The sequence below is a fragment of the Sphingomonas abaci genome, assembly GCF_014199625.1.
In the GTDB taxonomy this organism is placed as follows: Bacteria; Pseudomonadota; Alphaproteobacteria; order Sphingomonadales; family Sphingomonadaceae; genus Sphingomonas; species Sphingomonas abaci.
Map to the genome: position 1 here is coordinate 423,289 of NZ_JACHNY010000004.1, position 18,276 is coordinate 441,564.

At 70.7% G+C, this 18,276-nt stretch carries 17 protein-coding genes; 11 read left to right on the plus strand and 6 right to left on the minus strand.

What is annotated here, in order from left to right; genetic code table 11:
- The first annotated feature begins 1 nt into the window (after position 1).
- Genes GGQ96_RS12250 through GGQ96_RS12260 form a run of 3 tightly spaced genes read left to right on the plus strand, consistent with a single transcriptional unit; the run spans position 2 to position 1,697 of the window.
- A complete protein-coding gene (locus tag GGQ96_RS12250) occupies positions 2 to 895 on the plus strand; it encodes a tetratricopeptide repeat protein (RefSeq protein ID WP_184115165.1) in 894 nt (297 codons plus the stop codon).
- On the plus strand, positions 892 to 1,503 hold the full coding sequence (locus GGQ96_RS12255; protein WP_184115014.1) for an LON peptidase substrate-binding domain-containing protein: 612 nt from the start codon (positions 892 to 894) through the stop codon (positions 1,501 to 1,503). Before GGQ96_RS12250 ends, GGQ96_RS12255 begins: the two co-directional genes overlap by 4 nt.
- A gap of 14 nt (positions 1,504 to 1,517) precedes the next feature.
- Positions 1,518 to 1,697, plus strand: coding sequence for a Trm112 family protein (locus tag GGQ96_RS12260; protein ID WP_184115016.1), 180 nt, complete (start codon positions 1,518 to 1,520; stop codon positions 1,695 to 1,697).
- Between the two features lie 312 nt (positions 1,698 to 2,009).
- Here GGQ96_RS12260 and zwf read toward each other — a convergent pair whose 3' ends face one another.
- Positions 2,010 to 3,509 (minus strand): glucose-6-phosphate dehydrogenase, encoded by a 1,500-nt coding sequence (gene zwf, locus GGQ96_RS12265; protein WP_343059035.1) that lies wholly within the window; start codon positions 3,507 to 3,509, stop codon positions 2,010 to 2,012.
- Between the two features lie 57 nt (positions 3,510 to 3,566).
- Complete coding sequence (locus GGQ96_RS12270) at positions 3,567 to 5,381, minus strand: ABCB family ABC transporter ATP-binding protein/permease (RefSeq protein WP_184115018.1); 1,815 nt, start codon at positions 5,379 to 5,381, stop codon at positions 3,567 to 3,569.
- 121 nt (positions 5,382 to 5,502) lie between these two features.
- Here GGQ96_RS12270 and GGQ96_RS12275 point away from each other — a divergent pair, with 121 nt between their 5' ends.
- The 7 genes from GGQ96_RS12275 to GGQ96_RS12305 all read left to right on the plus strand — a co-directional run bounded on the left by GGQ96_RS12275 (position 5,503) and on the right by GGQ96_RS12305 (position 11,644).
- Complete coding sequence (locus GGQ96_RS12275) at positions 5,503 to 5,733, plus strand: hypothetical protein (RefSeq protein ID WP_184115020.1); 231 nt, start codon at positions 5,503 to 5,505, stop codon at positions 5,731 to 5,733.
- 393 nt (positions 5,734 to 6,126) lie between these two features.
- Positions 6,127 to 7,296: a lycopene beta-cyclase CrtY gene (gene crtY / locus GGQ96_RS12280; protein ID WP_184115023.1), complete on the plus strand. Its 1,170-nt coding sequence runs from the start codon at positions 6,127 to 6,129 to the stop codon at positions 7,294 to 7,296.
- Complete coding sequence (locus tag GGQ96_RS12285) at positions 7,293 to 8,765, plus strand: phytoene desaturase (protein WP_184115025.1); 1,473 nt, start codon at positions 7,293 to 7,295, stop codon at positions 8,763 to 8,765. The genes crtY and GGQ96_RS12285 overlap by 4 nt, the downstream gene beginning before the upstream one ends.
- A 42-nt stretch (positions 8,766 to 8,807) precedes the next feature.
- The gene (locus tag GGQ96_RS12290; RefSeq protein WP_184115027.1) at positions 8,808 to 9,389 is read left to right on the plus strand and encodes an LOG family protein; all 582 of its coding nucleotides are present in this window, start codon (positions 8,808 to 8,810) and stop codon (positions 9,387 to 9,389) included.
- A gap of 5 nt (positions 9,390 to 9,394) precedes the next feature.
- Positions 9,395 to 10,348, plus strand: a complete 954-nt coding sequence (locus GGQ96_RS12295) for a phytoene/squalene synthase family protein (protein ID WP_184115169.1) — start codon at positions 9,395 to 9,397, stop codon at positions 10,346 to 10,348.
- Positions 10,349 to 10,365: 17 nt separating this feature from the next.
- Positions 10,366 to 10,914: a GNAT family N-acetyltransferase gene (locus GGQ96_RS12300; protein WP_184115029.1), complete on the plus strand. Its 549-nt coding sequence runs from the start codon at positions 10,366 to 10,368 to the stop codon at positions 10,912 to 10,914.
- A gap of 61 nt (positions 10,915 to 10,975) precedes the next feature.
- Positions 10,976 to 11,644, plus strand: a complete 669-nt coding sequence (locus GGQ96_RS12305; RefSeq protein WP_221239929.1) for a GAF domain-containing protein — start codon at positions 10,976 to 10,978, stop codon at positions 11,642 to 11,644.
- On the opposite strand, the gene GGQ96_RS12310 is transcribed toward GGQ96_RS12305, so the two are convergent.
- Both GGQ96_RS12310 and GGQ96_RS12315 read right to left on the minus strand, forming a co-directional pair.
- Entirely contained in the window at positions 11,639 to 14,137 is a 2,499-nt protein-coding gene (locus tag GGQ96_RS12310) for an ABC transporter permease (protein ID WP_184115031.1), read from the minus strand. The two genes, GGQ96_RS12305 and GGQ96_RS12310, sit on opposite strands and share 6 nt — an antisense overlap.
- Complete coding sequence (locus GGQ96_RS12315; RefSeq protein ID WP_184115033.1) at positions 14,134 to 14,808, minus strand: ABC transporter ATP-binding protein; 675 nt, start codon at positions 14,806 to 14,808, stop codon at positions 14,134 to 14,136. Before GGQ96_RS12315 ends, GGQ96_RS12310 begins: the two co-directional genes overlap by 4 nt.
- Positions 14,809 to 14,878: 70 nt before the next feature.
- On the opposite strand from GGQ96_RS12315, the gene GGQ96_RS12320 reads away from it, so the two are divergent.
- On the plus strand, positions 14,879 to 15,571 hold the full coding sequence (locus tag GGQ96_RS12320; RefSeq protein WP_184115035.1) for an arylesterase: 693 nt from the start codon (positions 14,879 to 14,881) through the stop codon (positions 15,569 to 15,571).
- 376 nt (positions 15,572 to 15,947) lie between these two features.
- Here GGQ96_RS12320 and GGQ96_RS12325 read toward each other — a convergent pair whose 3' ends face one another.
- Complete coding sequence (locus GGQ96_RS12325; RefSeq protein WP_184115038.1) at positions 15,948 to 16,949, minus strand: alpha/beta fold hydrolase; 1,002 nt, start codon at positions 16,947 to 16,949, stop codon at positions 15,948 to 15,950.
- A 65-nt stretch (positions 16,950 to 17,014) separates the two neighbouring features.
- On the minus strand, positions 17,015 to 17,965 hold the full coding sequence (glsA, locus tag GGQ96_RS12330) for a glutaminase A (RefSeq protein WP_184115040.1): 951 nt from the start codon (positions 17,963 to 17,965) through the stop codon (positions 17,015 to 17,017).
- Between the last annotated feature and the right edge of the window lie 311 nt (positions 17,966 to 18,276).

An 18,276-nucleotide genomic window follows, 5' to 3' on the forward strand; every position in this document is an offset into this window, starting at 1 on the left:
AATGACGCCTGCCGACAAGGAAGCGGTGACCGCATTCCGTACCGACGTTGTCGAGCCGTCGATGACGAAGCTCGTCATCATCGATTTCTGGGCGGAATGGTGCGGCCCGTGCAAGGCGCTGGCCCCGGTGCTGGAGAAGGTGGCGGCGGATTATGCCGACAAGGGCGTGGTGCTGGCCAAGGTCGACACCGACAAGAACCAGTTCATCGCCGCGCAATTCCAGATCCGTTCGATCCCGACCGTTTATGCGATGTTCCAGGGCCAGCTGGTCGCCGATCTGACCAGCGCGCGGACCGAAAGCGCGCTGCGCACCACGCTTGACCAGCTGCTCCGCCAGTTGCCGATCCAGTCCGAGGCGGGCGATGCCGCCGCCGAGCTGGAGCCGCTGATCGCGATGGGTGAGGAGGTGCTGGCCGAGGGCGATGCGGAACGCGCGCTCGCGATTTTCCAGCAACTGCTCGACCTGGCGCCGGACCATCCGGCGGTTCTGTCCGGCCATATCCGCGCGCTGGTCGCCGCCGGGCTGACCGACGAGGCGCAGGCGGCGATCGATGCGCTGCCCGCCGACCTGAAGGACCCGGGCATCGAACGGGCCCGCGCCGCGCTGGCGCTGGCGCAGACCGCGCAGCCGGTCGAGGATTTCGCGGGGCTCGCCACCGAGGTGCAGAACAATCCCGACGATCACGAGCAGCGTTTCGCGCTGGCGAACGCGCAGATGGCGGCGGGCGACCGCGATGGCGCGGCGGACAACCTCCTCTACATCGTCGCGGCCGATCGCGAATGGAACGACGGCGCGGCGCGCCAGCAACTGCTGAAGCTGTTCGAGGTGGTCGGGCTGATGGACCCCTGGGTGTCGCAGCAGCGTCGCCGCCTGTCCGCGATCCTGTTCGGATGACGGGCGTCCGCCTGTCGATCTTCCCGCTGGCCGGGGCGCTGCTCTTTCCGGAGATGCACCTGCCGCTCCATATCTTCGAGCCGCGCTACCGGGCGCTCGTGTCCGACGCCATGGCGCGGGACCGGCGGATCGGCATGATCCAGCCGAGCGGCGAGGGCGAGACGCCGACGCTGTACGCGGTCGGCTGCGTCGGCAAGATCGCCGAGGTCGAGGCGCTGGACGACGGGCGGTACAATCTGGTGCTGGAGGGCCTGTCGCTGTTCCGCATCCGCCGCGAACTGACGGTCTCGACCGCCTTCCGCCAGGTCGAGGCGGAGCTGATCGCGGCGCCCGAGCCCGATGATCTGTCGATCGGCCGCCGCGCCAGCCTGGAGGTCGAATCGAAGCGGTTCGCCGAGGCGGCGGGCTATCAGGTCGACTGGGACGCGGTGGCGCGGCTCGACGATGCCAGCCTGGTCAACGGCATCGCCCAGATCGCCCCCTTCGACGTCGCCGCCAAGCAGGCGCTGCTGGAGGCGGAAGGGATCGAGCAGCGCGCCGAGCTGATCATCCAGCTGATGCAGTTCTTCGGCCGCTATGGCGGCGAGGACCGGGCGACGCTGCAATGACGGGGCAAGAGGACATGACGATCGATCCCTGGCTGCTCGAGCGGCTGGTCTGCCCGGCGACGCGCCAGCCACTGGTCTACGACGCCGACGCGCAGGAGCTTGTGTCGGCGGCGGCCGGTCTGGCCTATCCGATCCGCGACGGCGTGCCGGTGATGCTGGTCGAGGAAGCGCGGCGGCTCGATCCTACCGGTTGAGGTTCGCGCGAAGACACGGAGACGGGCGGTTCACGCAGCGGCGCGGCAGGGCCTGCTCTGCGCAGCCGCCTGCCACGATCTCGGAACGCCGATCGACCATGAACGGGGATCGTGGACAACGTCATCGCGCCATCCCGGCGACGGCGGGGGTATGGTGGGGGCGCTGGTGGGTTGCGACGATCGCGTCCTAACCGGACACGGCCCATACCGGGGCTAAGCGGGGCGCAGGTAAGGTCGGAGGCGTCGCCCCCGATCCCCGAATGGCAGGCTCCGGAGCCGCTCCATCTTCCCTGCGCCTCTGCGTGAACCCGATCACCGCCCCGGCGCCAGCTCGTGCCATTCCCGCCCGTCACGGCGCATCAGTGCGTCGGCGGACTCCGGTCCGGTGCCGCCCGCCGCATAGGGTTCCGGCTCGCCCTGCGCCCACAGGTCGAGGAAGGGCTGCACCGCCGCCCAGCCCGCCTCGATCGCGTCGGCGCGCTGGAACAGCGTCTGGTCGCCGGTGAACAGGTCGTAGAGCAGGGTCTCGTAGCCGGTCAGCGCGGCGATGCGGAACCGGTCGGCATAATGGAAGTCCAGGCTGACCGGCGCGGTCGCCACCTCCAGACCGGGACGCTTGATAACCATCTCCATGCTCATCCCCTCGTCCGGCTGGATCTGGATGACGAGCTGGTTGGAGGGCAGGCTGGCCCCGCGCGCGGCGGCGAATTGCAGCAGCGGCACCGGCTTGAACACGACCACCACCTCGGTGTCGCGCACCGCCATCGCCTTGCCGGTGCGCAGGTAGAAGGGCACACCGGCCCAGCGCCAAGTATCGACCATCAGCTTCAGGGCGACGAAGGTCTCGGTGCGGCTGTCCGGCGCGACGCCATCGGCGCTGCGATAGGCGGTGACGGGATGGCCGGCGACCGCGCCCCCCGCATATTGCCCGCGCACGCCGTTGGTCCGCGCCTCCTCGGCGTCATAGACGCGCACCGCGCGCAGCGCCTTGCCCTTCTCGTCGCGGATGGCCTCCGCATCGAAGCTGTTGGGCGGCTCCATCGCCACCATGGCGAGCAGCTGGAACAGATGGTTGGGCACCATGTCGCGCAGCGCACCGGTCGGGTCGTAGAAGCCGCCGCGGGTGCCGACATCCACCGTCTCGGCGGCGGTGATCTGGACATGGTCGATCGCGTCGCTGTTCCACAACCGCTCGATCATCGTATTGGCGAAGCGCAGCGTCAGGATGTTCTGCACCGTCTCCTTGCCCAGGAAATGGTCGATCCGGTAGACCTGCCGCTCGGCCACCTGTTTCAGGATGCGGGCATTGAGCGCGCGGGCACTCTCCAGGTCGTGGCCGAACGGCTTCTCGATCGCGACGCGGCGGAAGCGCCGGTCGCTCTCCGCCATCAGGCCATGTTCGGCCAGCTTATCCACGATGTCGCCGAAGAAGCGCGGCGGCACTGCCAGGTAGAAGGCGGCGTTGCGGTCCGGCCCCAGCCGCTCGACAAGGCTTTCATAGACCGCATCGGCGGTGAAATCGCCCTGGAGATAGTCGATGCGCGGCCGCAGCGCCGCCCAGGCCTCGCCCCGTTCGGTCGCGCCCTCTCCGCCCGCCGGGGCGGCGAAGGATTCGAGCGCATGGCGCAGCCCCTCCGCATCCATCGCGTCCAGCCCAACGCCCAGGATGCGGAGCCCATCGTCCGCCAGCCCCAGCCGGGTCATGTTGATGAGGGCCGGCATCAGCAGCCGCCGGGTCAGGTCGCCGGTCGCGCCGAAGATCACCAGCGTCACCGGCGGCGCTGGGGGTACGTGCATGTCGCGTTCGGCCACGGTCACCTCGTTGCTGCGTCTCGGCGGGTGTAACGAGCCGCAGCCGTAACGGTGCCCTCAGGCCGCGGCCAGCGCCGCGTCGCGCTCGGCCGCCTGGCGGGACCACATTTCCGCATAGAGGCCGCCCGCCCGCAGCAGTTCGGCATGGCTGCCCTGTTCCGCGACCCTGCCCTGGTCGAGCACGACGATCCGGTCCGCCGCGACGATCGTCGACAGGCGGTGGGCGATGACGATGGTGGTGCGGCCGCGCTCCACCGCCTCCAGCGTGGCGAGGATGTCGGCCTCCGTGCGGCTGTCGAGTGCGCTGGTCGCCTCGTCCAGGATCAGGATCGGCGGGTTCTTGAGCAGCGTGCGCGCGATCGCCACGCGCTGCTTCTCGCCGCCGGACAGTTTCAGGCCGCGCTCGCCGACACGCGTGGCATAGCCGTCGGGCTGGCGCTCGATGAAGCCCGCGATCGCCGCGCCGCGCGCCGCCTGCGCCACCTCGTCGTCGTCGGCGCCCTCGCGGCCATAGGCGATGTTGTAGCCGATCGTGTCGTTGAACAGCACCGTATCCTGCGGCACGATGCCGATCGCCGCGCGCAGCGACCCTTGCGTGACCTGGGCGATGTCCTGCCCGTCGATCGTGATCCGCCCGGCCCCGACATCGTAGAAGCGATAGAGCAGCCGCGCGAGCGTCGACTTGCCCGCGCCGGACGGCCCGACCACCGCCACCGTCGCGCCGGCCGGCACGTCCAGGTCCAGCCCGTCCAGGATGGTGCGGTCGGGATCATAGCCGAACCGCACCCCCTCGAACCGCACATGGCCGCGCGCCACCGTCAGCGCCGGCGCGCCGGGCGCGTCGGTGACGTCGGCGGGCGTGTCGATCAGGTCGAACATCGCGCCCATGTCGATCACCCCCTGGCGGATGGTGCGATAGACCATGCCGAGCAGGTCGAGCGGGCGGAAGAGTTGCGCGAGCAGCGTCGACACGAACACCACGTCGCCGGCCGAGAAGGTCCCCCGGCTCCACCCCCAGGCGACATAGGCCATGCCTCCGCCCAGCATCAGGTTGGTGATCGCCGCCTGGCCGACGTTCAGCCAGGCCAGTGAATTTTCCGACTGGGTGGCGGCGCGGGCATAGGCGTCGACCGCCTGTTCGTAGCGCCGCGCCTCGCGCTCCTCGGCATTGAAATATTTGACCGTCTCGAAGTTCAGCAGCGAGTCGACCGCATGGGCGACCGCGCCGGTGTCGAGATCGTTCATCCGCGTGCGCAGCGCATTGCGCCAGTCGGTGACGATCCGGGTGAACCAGATATAGGCGGCGACCATCGCGATCGTGGCGACGACCAGCGGCGCACCGAAGCTGCGACCGAAGATGCCGAGCACCAGCGCCAGCTCCAGCACGGTCGGCGCGATGTTGAACAGCAGGAAATAGAGCATCGTGTCGATGCTCTTGGTGCCACGCTCGACCACCTTGGTGACCGCGCCGGTGCGCCGCTCCAGGTGGAAGCGCAGCGACAGGCCGTGCAGGTGGCGGAACACATCGGCCGCCAGCCGGCGCGTCGCGTCCTGCCCGACCCGCTCGAACACGGCGTTGCGCAGATTGTCGAACAAGGTCGTGGCGAAACGCGAGGCGGCATAGGCGACGACCAGCAACACGACCAAGGTGGCCACGCTGCGGTCGCCCGAGGCCATGCGGTCGACCGCGAACTTCAGCGTATAGGCCGCGCCGAACACCTGCACGAGCTTCGAGACGAGCACGAGCAGCATCGCCGCGACGATGCGCAGCCGCAGTCCCGGCTCGCCCGCGGGCCAGAGATAGGGGAGGAAGCGGCGGAGCGTGGGGATCAGCGGCCGTTCGAAGCCGGGGGCGGGGGCGGATGGGGGCATGAGCCGCTGATGTCGGCGCGATGGGGCCGGAGTTCAACCGGTCGTTCAGGGCCCGCATTCGTCGCGGCGGCGGAACATCCCGCCGCCGTGCCACGTTTCACCGCATGTCTGGAGACGCCGTATGACACCGATCTATTTCGTGGTCGCGATTCTGGGATGCGCGGACGGCAATGTCGATTGCCGCGAGGCGCGCATCGCCCCCGCCCGCTACGAGACCATGGCCCAGTGCAAGGCTGATCTGGCGCCGCAACTCGCCCGCAACACCGATGTGCCCTTTCCGGTGATCGGCGCGGATTGCCGCGCCGAGGGCGTCCGGTTCGCGGACGGCACGGCGAAGGCGCGGCGCGGCTAAGCGCTTCGTCAGAAAAACGACACCCCTTGCAGGGGAACGTTGCGCGATTCGTCGCGCAATTGTCTAACCAGCCTGGTCGCCGGCCATGCTCCTGTCTTCGCAGAAGCACGGGCAGGTATTTCGCCACGATCTCCTCGTCGGCGCGGTGGCGGGCCACAGACCGGACGGAGGGTGTCGCCGGCAGCGCGTGTCCAGTCGCTCCACCACCGACGATATATCCCGCCATGCCGCGCACGCTTCCCCTGCCCTGCAAGCGTGAATGAAATCTGGCGTACGGGAATCTCGGGCGAATGACCTCGTTCCGCCACGCGACTTTGCCTCGACCATCCAGCTTCGCGACCCCATGCGATTTTGGGTTTCCCACGCGCCACCCGCTTGCGCTAGGCGGAGACCATGGCCGCCACCATTCGCTGCGATGTCGCGATCGCCGGGGCCGGGCTTGCCGGGTCGCTGCTCGCGCTCGCGCTGGCTGCCCGGCATCCCGCGCTCGACGTCCGACTGATCGATTCCGACCACCGCATCGGCGGCGACCATGTCTGGTCCTTTTTCGGCAGCGACATCGCCGATGCGGATCGCTGGCTGCTGACGCCGCTGATCGGCCATGGCTGGCGCGATTATGACGTCGCCTTCCCGGCGCATCGCCGCACCATCGCCGCCACCTATTATTCGATCGAGAGCGCCCGCCTGGACCAGGTCGTGCGCGCGGCCCTGCCCGCCCATGCGCTGCTGTTCGGCCGCAAGATACTGGCGACTTCGACCACGGCGGTGGTGTTCGCCGACGGCGACCGGATCGAGGCGAAGGGCGTGATCGACGCGCGCGGCGCGGGCGACCTGTCGGCGCTCGATCTCGGCTGGCAGAAGTTCGTCGGCCGGCTGCTGCGCGTGCCCGGCGGCCATGACGTGGCGCGCCCGATGGTGATGGACGCCACCGTGTCGCAGATCGACGGCTATCGCTTCCTCTACTGCCTGCCCTTCGACGCCGAGCGGGTGTTCGTCGAGGACACCTATTACAGCGAGTCGCCGACGCTCAACGTCCGCTCGGTCGCGCGGCGGATCGATGCCTATGCCACGCAGCGCGGCTGGCAGGGCGTCGGGGATGCCGGGCATGAGGAGCGCGGCGTGCTGCCGGTGGCGATGGGCGGCGACTTCGAGACCTATTGGAAGGCAGGCGGCGCGCGCGTCGCCAAGATCGGGATGCGCGCCGGGCTGTTCCATCCGACCACCGGCTATTCGCTGCCCGATGCCGTCCGCACCGCCACCGCGATCGCCGCGCAGACCGACTTTTCCGGCCTCGGCCTCCAGGTCCTGACCCACGACCTGGCGCGGTCGAGCTGGGACGCGCGGCAGTTTTACCGTTTGCTGGATCGTATGTTGTTCCGCGCCGCGGAACCCGAGGAACGCTACCGCGTGCTGGAACGCTTCTACCGGCTCGACCCGCGGCTGATCGGCCGCTTCTATGCAGGAAAATCCACGATGAGCGACAAGGCCCGGGTGCTGGTCGGCAAACCGCCGGTGCCGATCGGCCGCGCGATCCGCGCGCTGGCCGGCGGAGGACACGCATGAAGAACGTCGCCGTGATCGGCGCCGGCTTTGGCGGGCTGGCGCTGGCGATCCGCCTGCAAAGCGCCGGCATCCAGACCACCATCATCGAGTCGCGCGACAAGCCCGGCGGCCGCGCCTATTATTGGGAGCGCGACGGCTTCACCTTCGATGGCGGGCCGACGGTCATCACCGACCCCGCCTGCCTGGAGGAATTGTGGCAGCTGACCGGCCACCACATGGCCGAGGACGTGCAGCTGGAGCCGGTCAGCCCCTTCTACCGGCTGAACTGGGCCGACGGCACCAATTTCGACTATACCAACGACGACGCGCTGCTGCGCGCGCAGATCGAACGGCTGCATCCCGGCGATTGGGCGGGTTACCAGAAGTTCCTGGAATATTCGGCCGGCGTGTTCCGCGAAGGGTACGAGAAACTGGGCCATGTCGCCTTTCTCGACTTCGCGTCGATGATCAAGGCGGCGCCGGCGCTGGCCAAATACCAGGCCTGGCGCTCGGTCTATTCGATCGTGTCGGGCTTCGTGAAGTCGGAGAAGCTGCGCGAGGCGCTGAGCTTCCACACGCTGCTGGTCGGCGGCAATCCGATGACGACAAGCGCCATCTATGCGCTGATCCACAAGCTGGAGCGCGACGGCGGCGTCTGGTTCGCGCGCGGCGGCACCAATCGCCTCGTCGCCGGCATGGTCGCACATTTCGAGCGTCTGGGCGGCACGCTGAGGCTCGGCGACCCGGTCACCGCGATCGAGACGCTGGGCGACCGCGCGACCGGCGTGGCCACCCGGTCGGGCTGGCGGATGGACGTGGATGCGGTCGCCGCCAACAGCGACATCATGCACACCTATCGCGACCTGCTGTCCGACTCGCGTTCGGCGCAGCGGACGCGCGCACGGCTGGAGCGGAAAAGCTATTCGCCGTCGCTGTTCGTGGTGCATTTCGGCATCAAGGGCAGCTGGCCGGGCATCCCGCACCACATGATCCTGTTCGGCCCGCGCTATAAGGGCCTGCTGTCGGACATCTACGACCACGGCGTGCTGAGCGAGGATTTCTCGCTGTATCTGCACCATCCGACCGTCACCGATCCGGCGCTGGCGCCGGAGGGGCATTCGACCTTCTATGCGCTCGCCCCCGTGCCGCACCGGGGCAAGTTCCCGGTCGACTGGGCGGAGATCGGTCCCATCCTGGAGAAGCGCATCCTGGACGAGGTCGGCCGGCGGCTGATCCCCGACATCCACGATCGCATCGTCACCAAATTCTCCTATGCGCCATCGGATTTCGAGACCGACCTGAACGCGCATCTCGGCAGCGCCTTCAGCCTGGAGCCGGTGCTGACGCAAAGCGCCTATTTCCGCGTCCACAACCGCGACGACGCCATTCCCAACCTGTTCTTCGTCGGCGCGGGCACGCATCCGGGCGCGGGGATTCCGGGCGTGGTCGGCAGCGCCAAAGCGACGGCGCGGCTGATGCTGGAGGGATGAGCCGGCTTGTCGGCCGGCCACGCATATCCTAGCGCGAACCGCATGAAACGCCTCGCCATCTATTGCGGCTCCGCCACCCCCGCCGACCCCCTGTATCTGGAGGCGGCGCGCGACGTCGGCCGCACGCTCGCCGAACGCGGCATCGGCGTCGTCTATGGCGGCGGCCGGCTCGGCCTGATGGGGGCGGTGGCGGACGCGGCGCTGGCGGCGGGCGGCGAGGTGATCGGCATCATCCCGCAGGCGCTGGTCGATGCCGAGGTCGCGCATCGTGACCTCACCGAGCTGCACGTCGTACCCGGGATGCACGAGCGGAAGAAGGCGTTCACCGACCTTGCCGACGGCTTCGTCACCATCCCCGGCGGCACCGGCACGATGGACGAACTCTGGGAAGCGTTGTCCTGGGCGCAGCTCGGCTATCACGCCGATCCGGTCGGGCTGCTCAACACCGCCGGCTATTACGATCCGCTGATCACCTTCTGGGAGCGGATGGGCGAGGTCGGCTTCCTGCGCCCGCAGCACCGCGACCTGCTGATCGTCGCCGATACGCTGGACGTGCTGCTGGAGCGGATGGCCGGGCATCGCCCGACTCAGCCGATCGTGCGGATGAACGCCGCCGACCTGTGACGGCCCTGCCGCCCCAGGATCGCGCTCCGGATCGCGCGGCGCTGGTCGAGGCGGCGCGGACCTCGATCGCGCGCGGATCGAAGAGCTTCGCCGCCGCCTCGCGCCTGTTCGACCCCGCCACGCGCGAGCGGGCATGGCTGCTCTATGCCTGGTGCCGCGCCTGCGACGACATCGCCGACGGGCAGGACCATGGCCATGGCATGACCCGCGTTGCCGACGCCCCCGCGCGCCTCGCCGAACTGAGCGCGAAGACCGAGGCGGCGCTGGCGGGACGGCGCGTGGGCGAGCCGGCGTTCGACGCGTTGCGCGTCGTCGCGGCGGAGACGGCGATGCCGCCCGCCTGGCCGCGCGCGCTGGTCGCGGGCTTCGCGCTTGATGCCGAGGAATGGCGGCCGCGAAGCGAGGACGATCTCTATCGCTACTGCTATCACGTCGCCGGGGTCGTCGGCTGCATGATGGCGGTGGTGATGGGGGTCGATCCGGCCGACGACGCGACGCTCGACCGCGCCTGCGACCTGGGGTTGGCGTTCCAGCTCGCCAATATCGCCCGCGACCTGGCGGAGGACGACCGCGCCGGCCGCTGCTACTTGCCGCAGGAATGGCTGGACGCGGCCGGCATCGCGCCCGGCACGCTCGGCGATCCGGCGAACCGCGCCGCCGTCGCGGCGCTCGCCACCCGCCTGGCCACCCGCGCCGCGCAGTTTGAGGTGAGCGCACGCGGCGGCACTCCGGCGCTGTCGGCCCGCTCGGCTTGGGCGGTGCTGTCGGCGGCGGACATCTATGGCGCGATCGCGCGCAAGGTCGCTGGCGCAGGCGAGGCGGCCTGGGACCAGCGGGTCGGCACGTCGCAATGGGAGAAGATCGGCTATATCGGCCGGTCCTGGTGGCGGGCCCGGCGGCGCGCGCGTCTCTATGCCGCCGTGCCGCGCGACCCCATGCTCTGGACGCGGCCGCGCTGAGCCGGGATAGTCGGGCGATGCCGCACCCGTCCGTCGCCACCGACCACGCCCCTTTGCTTCAGACCGACCGGCTGGTGCTGACCGGCCACCGACCGGCCGATCTGGACGCGCTGGCGGCGATGTGGAGCGACGTCCGCGTCTATGCCGCGATCGGCGGCCAGCCGCGCGCGCGGGAGGAAGTGTGGATCCGCCTGCTCCGGTCGATCGGCACCTGGACGGCCTTCGGCTATGGCAGCTGGGTGGTTCGCGAGACGGCGGACGGACCGGCATTGGGGGAAGTCGGGCTGATCGAGGCGAAGCGTGCGATCGATCCGCCACTGGCAGCGCCCGAAACGGGGTGGACACTCTCACCCGCCCTTCATGGCCAGGGCTATGCGCGCGAGGCGATGGCGGCGGTGCTCGGCTGGGCCGATAAGCAGGGGCTGGCGCGGACCCAGTGCATCATCGATCCGGCGAACGCCGCCTCGATCCGGCTGGCGACCAGGCTGGGCTATGCGCGGCTGCGCGAGGCCCGGTATCACGACCGCCCGATCCTGTGCTTCGAGCGGGTCGCCGCCGCCCGCTGATCGGCGACATGGCGTTTCGCTGCATTCGGGTCTAAGACTGTCCGACTGGGGGCGAGCCGATATGGAAGCGGACTGGAAGATCGAAGCCGAGCGGTTGGCGACGCTGGAGGATTACCGCCTCCTCGACACGCCGCGCGAACCCGTGTTCGACGCCATCGTCCGCCAGGCGGCGGCCGGGGCGGATGCGCCGATCGCGATGATCTCGCTGATCGACGACCGTCGGCAATGGTTCAAGGCGGCCTTGGGCGTCGATCATCGCGAGGACCCGATCGACGAGTCGATCTGCGCCCATGCGATCCGTGGCGACGCGCTGTTCGAGGTGCCGGATGCCAGCGCCGATGCGCGCTTCGCCCATTTTCCCGCCGTGGCGCGGCAGGGGGGCATCCGCTTCTACGCGGGCGTCCCGCTGACCATGAAGAATGGCGCGCGGCTTGGCACGCTGTGCGTCATCGACACCGAGCGGCGCGACGGGCTGGACGCGGAGGAGCGCGAACTGCTGGAGCGGCTGGCGCGCCGCACCGTTGCGGCCTTCGAACTGGCGCGCGACATGCACCGTGACGAGACGCTGCCGGCCGACCCGGCGATGGCGGACGAACGCGTCTGGCTCGACCAGGCGTTGAGCCTGATGGCGCGGGCTTCGTCGGCGCTCGATCGGGTGGAGGCGTCGGCGGCGCTGGCGCATCTCGAACAGGCGATCGTCACCGTCGAGGCGCGCCGCGCCACCCTATAGGCTGCGCAGCGCCGCCGCTGGCCGGGCGCGCAGCACCGGCAGGCTGCCGGCCAGGCCGATCGCCACGGTCGCGCCGGCGCCCACCGCCAGCGTCGCCGCCACCGTGGCCCAGTCGGGCAGCCAGGCGAAGTCGAACAGCTGGGTCACCACATACCAGCCGCCGGCGGTGCCCAGCGCCAGCGCGACCAGGCTCATGATCGCCGCCAGCATCGCATATTCGGCCGCCTGCACCGCCAGCACCTGGCCCCGCGTCGCGCCCAGCACCTTCAGGATCGTCGCGTCATAGGTGCGGCTGGCGCGCGCCGCCGCGATCGCGCCGACGAGCACGGCGATGCCCGCCAGCACCGCCACCCCCGCCGCAGCGGCGATCGCGGTCGCCATCTGCCGCACCACGGTCTGCACCTGCGCCAGCACGCCGCCGACCTCGATCACCGAGGTGGAGGGGAAACGCGGCAGCAGCGCGGCGGTGACGGCGGGGACACGGGCGCGCGGCATGTCGATCGTCGCGGCCAGATTGTGCGGCACATCGGCCAGCGCGCCGGGCGAGAAGACCAGCACGAAGTTGAAGCCCAGCGTGTCCCAGGCGATCCGCCGGAACGAGGCGATCGTCGCCGTCCGCTCCAGCCCCAGGACCGAGACGGTCAGGGGATCGCCGACCTTCAGGTCCAGCGCCTTGGCCAGCCGTTCGTCGACCGACACCAGCGGCCGCCGGCCCTCGGCCGCGCTCCACCAGCGGCCGGCGGTCAGCGCGCTGCCGGGCGGCAGGGTGGCGGCGAAGGTCAGCCCGCGTTCGCCGCGCAGCGCCCAGGCGGCCTCGGGGATCGTCTTCAGCTCGGCGACGCGCGTCTTGCCATAGGCGGTGATGGTGCCGCGCATCAGCGGCACGGTGGCGATCGTCGCGCCGGGCGCGGCACGGGTCACGGTGGCGCGGAACAGCGCCGCCTGCTCGGGCGGCACGTCGAGCGCGAACAGGGCGGGCGCGCGGTCGGGGATGGTGCGGCGGATATTGCCGTCAAGGCTGGTGCGGATCGTCGCCAGCAGCACGAACAGCGTCAGCCCCAGGCCAAGCGCGACGACCAGCGCGACCGTGCGCGAACCCGGCCGGTGCAGCCCGCCCAAGGCGAGCCGCACCAGCGGTCGGCGCGGGCGTGGCAGCCGCGCGGCCAGCGCGCGGATCGTCCAGCCGATGCCAGTCAGCAGCAGCAGCGTGGCCATGGCCGCGCCCAGGAAGCCGGCGGCGAAGCCCGGCCGCTCGCTCGACAGCAGCGCCAGCGCCACGATCGCCGTTCCCGCCAGCGCCATCCAGGCCAAGGCGCGGGGCGGAATCGCGCGGGCCGGCGCCGCCACGCCGCGCAGCAGCGTCGCGGCCGGCACCCGCCCCGCCGCGACCAGCGCGGGCGCGCAGAAGGCGAGCGCGATCAGCAGGCCATAGGCGGCGGCGAGCGCCAGCGGCAGCGGCTGCACCGCCCAGCCCGGCGCGACCGGCAGCACCGCGCCGGCGAGATGCCCGATCAGCGGCACCGCCAGCCAGCCGATCACCAGTCCGGCGGCGATGCCGACGACCGACACCGCCAGGATCTGGAGCAGGTAGATGCGGGTCACCAGGGCGCTGGTCGCGCCCAGCACCTTGAGCATGGCGATGCTCTGGCGCCGCTGGTCGAGATAGGAGGAGACGCCGTTGCCGACGCCGATCCCCGCGATCACCAGCGCCGCCAGCCCGACCAGGGTCAAGAATTCGCCCATGCGCAGCACGAAGCGGCTGGCCCCCGGCGAGGCGCGGTCGCGGGTGCGCGTCTCCCACCCGGCGGCGGGGAAGCGGTGCTCGAACGCCTGCAGCGCGGCGGCGGGATCGCCAGCGGAGAGCGCGATCCGGTAGCGCGTGTCGTAGAGGCTGCCCGGCTGGACCAGCCCGGTGCGGTCCAGCCCGGCCCGCGACACCATGACCACGGGCCCGAGCGTGAATCCCTCGCTCAACCGGTCCGGCTCCCCGGCCAGCACGCCGCCGACGCGGAAGGTCGCGCCGCCCAGCCGCAACGTCGCGCCGGGCTGGATCCGCAGCCGGTCGGCGAGCGCGGGCGCGATCCAGGCCATGCCGGAGCCGGGCGCGCGCACGCTCCGCCCATCCGCCAGCGTCAGCCGGCCATAGAGCGGATAGGCGGCTTCCACCGCCTTCAACTGGACGGGCGCGGTGCGATCGTCGGCGGCGACCGCCATGGACTGCATCCGGATCGTCTCCGACACCTGGCCCATCGCCCGCATCGCCGCGCGTTCCGCCGGCTCGGCGATACGCTGCGAGACCGACAGCTCGACGTCGCCGCCCAGCAGCTCGCGGCCCCGCGCGGCCAGTTCGTCGGCGATCGCGGCGGACAGGCTGCCGATCGCCGCCAGCGCGCCGACGCCCAGCACCAGGCAGACGAGCAACAGCCTGAGCCCCCGGAAGCGCGCGGACAATTCGCGCCGGGCCAGCCGCCAAGCCAGCGGCCACCCGCTCATGCGAGCAACCGTCCGTCGGCCATCTCCAGCGTCCGGTCGCAGCGATGGCCCAGCGCCGGGTCATGGGTGATGATGACCAGGCTGGCGCCGGTCGCGCGTTGGCGTTCGAACAGCAGGTCGATGATCCGGCGGCCGGTCGCGCCGTCGAGATTGCCGGTCGGCTCGTCGGCGAAGACGATGCTGGGGGCGGGGGCCAGCGCGCGGGCGATCGCCACCCGCTGCTGCTCGCCGCCGGACAGTTGCGCGGGGTAATGGTCCAGCCGGTGTGCCAGCCCGACCGCCGCCAGCTCCGCCTCGGCCCGGGCGTGCGCATCGGCCAGTCCGGCCAGCTCCATCGGCACCGCGACATTCTCGCGCGCGGTCATGGTCGGCAGCAGGTGGAAGGCCTGGAGGACGATGCCGATCCGGCCGCGCCGCGCGATCGCCAGCCGGTCCTCGTCCAGCGTGCTGAAATCCTGGCCGTTCACCAGCACCTGTCCGCCGGTGGCGCGCTCCAGCCCGGACAGCACCGCCATCAGCGACGACTTGCCCGATCCCGACGCGCCGAGCAGCGCGACGCTTTCCCCCGCGCGCACGTCCAGGTCGATGCCGCGCAGGATCTCGACCGGCTCGGTCGCCCCCAGCACCAGCCTTACATCGCGGGCGCGGATCACCATATCCGGAGCCGACATCAGAACGCCAAAGGCAGGAATGACAAAATCATACGGGCATTATGGGCGAGCCGTTGCCCCGATCCAAGCCATGGCGCTGCTGGCGGCGTGCAATGGCCAGGGCGACCCGGCGGCCCAGACCAACAGCGCCCCCGCCGCATCGGCCCCGACGCCGCCTTCGGCCCCTGCCGTGCCAGTCGGCGGCCCCAAGCGGCTGGTGCTGGCGTTCGGCGACAGCCTCTATGCGGGCTATGGCTTGGCGCGTGGGCAGAGCCTGCCCGATGCGCTCCAGACGCGGCTGCGCGCCGCGGGGATCGATGCGACTTTCATCAATGCCGGCGTGTCGGGCGACACCACGGCGGGCGGGCGGCGGCGGCTGGCCTATACGCTCGACCGGCTGGAGCGGCGGCCCGACCTGGTGCTGCTCGGCCTGGGCGGCAACGACGTGCTGCGCCAGGTGCCGCCTGCGGAGACGCGCGCCAATCTGGAGGCGATGCTGGCGGAGCTCGACCGGCGGCGGATTCCGGTGGTGATGACCGGCATGCTCGCGCCGCCCAATCTCGGGCCGGATTTCGCCGGGCGGTTCAACGCGATCTTCCCCGATCTTGCCCGCCAACACGACGCGCCGCTCGACCCCTTCATCCTTCAGGGCGTGATCGGCAACCGCGCGCTGATGCTGCCCGACGGCGTCCACCCCAACCCCCAGGGCGTGGAGCGGATCGCCGACCGGCTGGCGCCCCTGGTCGCGCGCCGACTGGCGGCGCTGCCGCGCGACGACCAGTGAACCGAAAGGGACCAGCGACCGCAAGCGCCATTGTTTGGTAACCAAGCCTGTGTATGCTGCGGTGCGGCAAGATGTCGCATAAGGATCAATCGGCATGTTCGATGCGCTGAGCGCCATGTGGTATGAGATCGGCGCGGCGGTGCTGCTGCTGTCCGGCGTGTTGCTGAGTAACTTCGCGCGCCCTCGTCGGCCGTGAGCACCGACGGCGCGTGGGTGGCGCGCCATTGCTCCTCCGAGCCCAGGGGTGGCGGCGCGCAGCGCTGACGCAGGGACGTTGGCGTCGCCGCCGGCAAAAGCCGTTTCGTCCACCGGCGGCCATGCTCCTTCATCCCGCCGCATATGGTCCTCCGGTTTGGCAGGAGCGGACCGTCCGGCGTCACCCGCTCTGCCGGCCCCGATAGGCCGCGACCCCGATCGCGGTGGCGGCGAGCAGGGCGGTGGCGGCCAGGACCGCCGGCCGGGGCGACGGTTCGGCGCCGACCGGTGCGGCAGGCGGCGACAGGGTGGCGGGATCGCCGGTGAACAGCCGCATCAGATGTCGCGCCACGGCGGCGGGGTCCTCGCGCTGGGGGAAATGGCCGACGCCCGCCAGATGCACCTTGGCGAAAGGCCCGCGAAACTTCCGGCGCACGTCCCTGGACGCGGAGGGCGGGTTCACCCCGTCGCGATCCCCCTGGATATAGAGCGTCGGCAGCGCCAGCGTCGTGGTCGCCTTCACCGCCTCCGCCAGCCAGCGGCCGCGTGGATCGGGATCGGCCTCGTCCCAGCGCGCGCGGTAGCTGTGTAGCGTCACCGCCACCCAATCCGGATTCTCGAAGGCACGCGACACCCGCGCGAAGAGCGCTTCGTCGAACCAGCCGGGCGGCGACCAGTTGACCCAGTGGCGATGCGCGAACCCCTTCGGATCGTCGCGCACCGCCTGCGCGCCGCGGTCGGTCGCCATGAACCAGTGATACCATTGCCGTTGCGCCTGTTCGAACGAAGGCGTCGCCATGCCGCCCAGCCGCGGCGGCGTGCTGAGCATCGCCAGGCGCCGCACCCGTTCGGGCCAGCCGACCGCCAGCGCCTCGGCGATGTTCGATCCCCAGTCGTGCCCGGCGACCATGAACCGGTCGATGCCCAGCCGATCGAGCAGCGCGATCGCGTCCAGCGCCAGGATCGCGCTGTCGCCGGTGCGCGGCGTGGTGCGGGTGCGAAACCGGGTCGCGCCGAACCCGCGCAAGCTCGGCACCACGACGCGCAGCCCCACCCCGGTCAGCGCCGGCACCACCGCGTCCCAGGTCGAGGCGTCGTCGGGCCAGCCATGGAGCAGCAGCACCGCCGGGGCGCCGGGATCGCCATGATCCGTATAGGCGATCTCCAGATCGTCGGTGGTCATCGTCTTCGTCGTCGCGTGTCGTCCGTCGTGCATGGCCTTGATAACCGACCGGTCGGGCCTCGGGTTCAATGGCCCGGCGGCGTTGCGGCACCGGTCGCCGCACGCGGGTCCAGCGGTGGCCCGAACACCGACCAGCCGGTCCGCGCCGCCAGCATCTCCAGCGCGCGGACGCCCAGGATCGAATTGCCATGCTGGTCGAGATTGGGCGACCAGACCGCGATCGCCGCGCATTCCGGGGCGATCGCCAGGATGCCGCCGCCCACCCCGCTCTTGGAGGGCAGGCCGACCCGCACCGCGAAATCGCCCGAGCCATCATAATGGCCGCAGGTCATCATCAGCGCCAGCACGGTTCGCAACCGCCGCGCGCGCTCCGCCTCGACCGCATCGTCGGGAGCGATCCGGGTCCGGGTGAGGAACAGCCCGGCGCGCGCCAGCCCCGCGCAGTCGACCCGGATGGCGCATTGCCGGGCATAGGCTTCCATCACCCGGTCGTTCGCCGCCTCCAGATTGCCGTGATGACGCATGAAGCTGAGCATCGCGCGATTGAGGTCGCCACCTTCGGTCAGCACGGCCTGGTCGAGCGGCACGTCGCGGGTTCCCAGTTGCTGGCCCACCAGGTCGACGACCGAATCGCACCGGTCGTGATCGGTCACCAGCATGTCGACCACGACCAGCGCGCCGGCGTTGATGAAGGGGTTGCGCGGCAGGCCGCCGGTGCGTTCCAGGTCGATCATCGAGTTGAACGGATCGCCCGACGGCTCGCGGCCGACGCGCTCGAACAGCCGGTCGCCGCGCGATCGCAACGCCAGGTCGAGCGCCAGCACTTTGGCGATGCTCTGGATGGGGAAGGGCGTGTCCGCCGCGCCCGCCGTCACCACCCGATCGGCGGTGGCGACGGCGATGCCGAACGGGCCGGGCGACAGGCTGTCATCCTTGGCGTCGGCTGCGGCCTCGATCTCGGTTGCGTCGCGGGCGATCTCGGCGGCGATGGCGTCGAGCGTCTGTTGCAGGTCCATGGCTCAGCGAACGAGCGGTGGCGTGCGCGGGTCCCGGACGCACGATCGTTGCAGAACCCGCCCTGGCATCCCGCCTGCGCCGGAACGCGCGCCGGGTCGGCCTGCTCACGCCAAGCGTGATGCCGGATCGGACAGGATCAACGATGTAGGGGGGCGGGGCGGTCAGACCGCGAGACTGGCGGTCAAAGTGGGCGCTTGCCCGACTTTGACCGATAGTGGTGCCCAGAAGAGGAGCGCAGCAAGGCTGGCTGTTTGGGTCAGTGAGAGCGCTCGAATTTCTGCCTGCTTCCCTGAGTCCGAGCGGCGTTTGC